Origin of the sequence: Dubosiella newyorkensis (assembly GCF_001945605.1) — a bacterium.
In the GTDB taxonomy this organism is placed as follows: Bacteria; Bacillota_I; Bacilli_A; order Erysipelotrichales; family Erysipelotrichaceae; genus Dubosiella; species Dubosiella newyorkensis.
This window is the reverse complement of sequence record NZ_MPKA01000004.1, coordinates 1-4059: the sequence shown is the minus strand read 5'-3', so window position 1 is coordinate 4059 and position 4059 is coordinate 1. Positions and strand designations below refer to the sequence as shown.

General features: G+C 41.1%; 5 protein-coding genes. 3 read left to right on the top strand and 2 right to left on the bottom strand.

Translation table 11 applies throughout. The annotated features are described in order from the left end of the window. A partial coding sequence (locus BO225_RS00060; protein WP_143356702.1) for a transposase occupies window positions 1-251 on the bottom strand: 251 nt, incomplete at its 3' end. A 199-nt stretch (window positions 252-450) separates the two neighbouring features. Between BO225_RS00060 and BO225_RS00055 the strand changes: the two genes are divergently transcribed. Together BO225_RS00055 and BO225_RS00050 are read left to right on the top strand one after the other, a co-directional pair. Next, window positions 451-1056 carry a histidine phosphatase family protein gene (locus BO225_RS00055; RefSeq protein ID WP_076340280.1) on the top strand — a complete coding sequence of 202 codons (606 nt, stop codon included), beginning with the start codon at window positions 451-453 and terminating at the stop codon, window positions 1054-1056. After that, the gene (locus tag BO225_RS00050; RefSeq protein WP_076340279.1) at window positions 1050-1694 is read left to right on the top strand and encodes an HAD family hydrolase; all 645 of its coding nucleotides are present in this window, start codon (window positions 1050-1052) and stop codon (window positions 1692-1694) included. Before BO225_RS00055 ends, BO225_RS00050 begins: the two co-directional genes overlap by 7 nt. Window positions 1695-1758: 64 nt before the next feature. Here BO225_RS00050 and gdhA read toward each other — a convergent pair whose 3' ends face one another. Continuing rightward, complete coding sequence (gdhA, locus tag BO225_RS00045) at window positions 1759-3090, bottom strand: NADP-specific glutamate dehydrogenase (protein ID WP_076340278.1); 1332 nt, start codon at window positions 3088-3090, stop codon at window positions 1759-1761. A gap of 156 nt (window positions 3091-3246) precedes the next feature. On the opposite strand from gdhA, the gene rpiB reads away from it, so the two are divergent. Continuing rightward, on the top strand, window positions 3247-3690 hold the full coding sequence (gene rpiB / locus BO225_RS00040) for a ribose 5-phosphate isomerase B (RefSeq protein ID WP_076340277.1): 444 nt from the start codon (window positions 3247-3249) through the stop codon (window positions 3688-3690). Window positions 3691-4059: the final 369 nt, after the last annotated feature.

The following is a 4059-nucleotide window of genomic DNA, read 5'->3' as shown; positions in this document are numbered from 1 at the left end:
TGATACGAACATCCTCCTGCCAAATATTCCTCAATCACTTGTATTTTGAATTCTTTTGAATAGGATTGATTTCTTGGTTTCTCCAGAAAAACTTCAGCATCCGACTTTTGAAATTGTTTTACCCATTTCATTACAGTGTTTGGATTAAGATTTAAATCTTTTCCAATCGTGACGGATCCTTCTCCTTTATTTAAATAGCGGTCAACAACAGATAATTTAAAATCTATAGTGTATTTTGATTTTCTTCCCATATAAAAAGCCCCCTAATAGGACCTCCAAATTTAGTTGTTTGGCGTGTCTACTATTAGGGGAGCTTATCAGGCGGTCCGGGAATGCCGTCCTCGCTTTTTTTATGGTTGATTGTAAACGTTTTCAGCGATCTATAGCGGAAATCGGAAGAGTTTGCTATAATATTTAAATACAAAATAGTTGTGAAAGAAGAGGTGAATTATGACTGTATTTTATATCGTGTGTCATGGAGAGACTTTATTTAGTAAAAAAGGTTTAATGCAAGGTTGGTGTGATTCTCCATTGACAAACGATGCGATCGAACAAACCTTTGCTTTGTCAAATGAATTGAAGTCGATTCATTTTGATGGACTATATACCTCGCCAAGCGGTCGAGCTTTAAAAACGGCATCGATCATAGGCTCGCAAATCGGAGAAACCCCAATTTCTGTAGAAGCCCTAAAAGAAGTGAGCTATGGATATTTAGAGGGGGAATCCAAGAAAAATTGCTTTGTGGATGGAAAGGAAGGAATGTGCGGCTTCGCATGTTTTTCAGGAGAAGACTTCTACACCGCTCAGCACCGCATTATTCGAGCGATGCAAGAGATCGCAAGAAAACACCCAGATCAAAATATTCTCATAGTTTCCCATTCGCAAGTGATCCAGCTATTGCTTGGTCTGATGGACGCAGGATATCGAACGATGGGCTCTCCATGCCAATTAAGTGTTCCTAATGGATCGATCAGCATTTTAAAAGTGGAAGAGAATCATTTTGAGTTGATGAAAAGTCCAGATCTGTCTTATCGGTTTACATCGTCCTCATGTTGATCATATTCGATTTGGATGGTACGCTAACAGATCCTAAGGAAGGGATCACGAAATGTGTCCAATACGCTTTGGCTGCTCAAGGGATCCAAGCAGGCCTTGAAGAACTCACCCCATTTATTGGGCCTCCTTTGCTCGATTCTTTTCAGCGCTTTTATGGGCTGGATCTACAACAAGCCCAACAAGCTGTTCAAAAATATCGAGAGCGATTTTCAAAAGTCGGAAAGTACGAAAATATTGTTTATCCCGGGATCCGGGAAATGCTAGCCAAACTCAAAGCGAATGGACATCGATTGGCTGTAGGAAGTTCGAAGCCTGAAGTATACGTTCTGGATATTCTAAAACATTTTGATCTAGATAAATATTTTGATGTAATCACGGGAAGCGAGTTAGATGGTTCTAGGATCCATAAAGCGGAAGTGATCGATGAAATCTTTAAACGGTTGGCTTCTTCTTCTAAAGCCATCATGGTTGGTGATCGAAAATTCGATGTGGAAGGCGCCCATGAGCATCATATTCCTTGTATCGGTGTAACATATGGATATGGTCAAGAAAATGAGCTTGCCAACGCCAACGCGGATTGGCTCGCCAACTCCGTTTTTGAGACAGAACAGATCCTATTAGAGAATTCGAATGTTTGAATTCTCTTTTTTTTATTAAAAAAGGCCTCAAGAAATGTCTTGAGGTCTTTGAAAGGGCTATTTTTTATACACAGCCTTGAGCTTTCATGGCTTCGGCTACTTTGAGATAGCTTGCGATATTGGCTCCTACTACATATTGGTCAGGATGGCCATATTCAGCGGCGGTATCGCGGCAAGTTTTGAAGATGTTGATCATGATATGTCTTAATTTGTCATCAACATCTTTGAACGACCAAGAAAGGTGTTCTGCGTTTTGGCTCATTTCCAATCCAGAGCATGCTACACCACCGGCATTGCTTGCCTTTCCTGGGGCATAGAGGATCTTGTTTTCGAGCAGATAATGGATAGCGTCTGGCGTCGTTGGCATATTCGCACCTTCGCAAACGGCCATCACACCGTTTTTAACGAGTTCTTTTGCATCTTCAAGATCGAGTTCGTTTTGGGTAGCACAAGGAAGCGCGATATCGCATGGAATCGACCATGGTCGTTTTCCTTCTGTATAAGTCGCGGTTGGATGAAGTTCTAAATATTCTTTGATGCGCCCGCGACGAATTTCTTTGATGTCTTTTACAGTTGCTAGATCGATTCCGTCTGGATCGTAGATAAAACCGTTCGAGTCGGAAAGAGTAACGACTTTCGCACCAAATTCTTGGGCTTTTTGACAAGCGTAGATCGCAACGTTTCCGCTTCCGGAAATTACGACTGTTTTGTTTTCGAAGTTCGTGCCCTTATCTTCGAGCATAGCTTGTGTGAAGTAGCAAAGCCCATAACCGGTGGCCTCTGTGCGTACAAGAGATCCGCCATAGCTTAGACCTTTTCCGGTCAACACACCTGTGAATTCATCACGGATCCGTTTATATTGGCCGAACATATAACCAATTTCACGAGCTCCAACTCCGATATCTCCAGCTGGAACATCTGTATTGGCGCCAATGTGACGGAACAATTCAGTCATAAAGGATTGGCAGAAACGCATCACTTCGCCATCGCTTTTTCCTTTTGGATCAAAATCGGATCCGCCTTTACCTCCACCCATTGGCAAGGTGGTCAGCGCGTTTTTGAAGATTTGTTCAAATCCTAGAAATTTAATGATGCTTACATTCACAGATGGATGAAAGCGGAGACCTCCTTTGTATGGGCCGATCGCGCTATTGAATTGGATCCGGAATCCGCGATTGACTTGCGTCTTTCCTTGATCATCTACCCAAGGAACTCGGAAGATGATCTGGCGTTCTGGTTCAACAAGGCGCGCCAATACATCTTCATCGAGTTTTTCGGGATGAACGTCAGCGATCACGCTGAGCGATTCAAAAACTTCTTCAACCGCTTGAAGAAATTCTGCATCGTTTGGATTCCGCTTTTCTATAGTTTGATATAAAGCTTTTAAATCAGTCATATTCTCCTCCTAGATATACGTTCCTAGTATAACATAAATGAAAACATTTTCATTAAAAAAGAAAAATATACATTATAGAATTGCGATTTTCATTGATTGCAAAAAATGTTTTTTAAATGGTCTATGCTATACTAGGAATAAGCATGGAGGATAAATATGAAACTAGGAATTGGATGCGATCATGGCGCTTATGAATATAAAACAGAAATCGTGGAAATGTTGCAAGAACAAGGACTTGAAGTCATCGATTGTGGCTGTTATGACCGTAAAAGCGTAGATTATCCAGATTATGCGGAAAAAGTCGCAAATCTTGTAGTCGCTGGGGATGTAGATTTAGGAATCGTAATGTGTGGAACGGGTATCGGAATTTCTATGGCCGCGAATAAGATCAAGGGGATCCGCTGCGGATTATGCACGAATACGACGATGGCTCGCTTGACTCGAGAACATAATGACGCCAATATGCTGGCATTGGGACAGCGCACGACGGGAATCGAAGTCGCAAAAGATATTGTGAATACATTTGTGAATACGGAATTCTCGTACGGAGAGCGGCATCAAAAAAGAATTAAAAAGCTTCATGATCTAGAGGAGTGCTAAAAAAAGCCTTTTTAAGCAGGCTTTTTTTTGGGATTTCATCTGTCCTCTAAAAATATTTAAAAAAATTAATAAAAGTATTGACAGATGATCCGAAACAAAGTATGATAAGCAAGCGTTGAGAAAGACGCAGGACATACGAACTTCATAGATCCATCCACAAGAAAAAAAACAAATTTCTTCTTGACGGAAAGGGATCAGGAGGAGTAGTATAAACAAGCTTTGAGGCCAAGAACCCGCTTCAACTGTCCTCTAAAAATATTCAAAAAATATTGAAAAAAGTGTTGACAGAACAGTTCATTCATGGTAATATGAGTGAGCGTTGAGGCAGAGAGCTTCAAGGCAGGGACGATCTTTGAAAACTTGACAGGA

What these genes read in the sequence shown, in the direction of transcription:
- BO225_RS00055 (WP_076340280.1), top strand. Translation starts at nt 451, where the DNA reads ATGACTGTATTTTATATCGTGTGTCATGGAGAGACTTTATTTAGTAAA.
- BO225_RS00050 (WP_076340279.1), top strand. Translation starts at nt 1,050, where the DNA reads ATGTTGATCATATTCGATTTGGATGGTACGCTAACAGATCCTAAGGAA.
- gdhA (WP_076340278.1), bottom strand. Translation starts at nt 3,090, where the DNA reads ATGACTGATTTAAAAGCTTTATATCAAACTATAGAAAAGCGGAATCCA.
- rpiB (WP_076340277.1), top strand. Translation starts at nt 3,247, where the DNA reads ATGAAACTAGGAATTGGATGCGATCATGGCGCTTATGAATATAAAACA.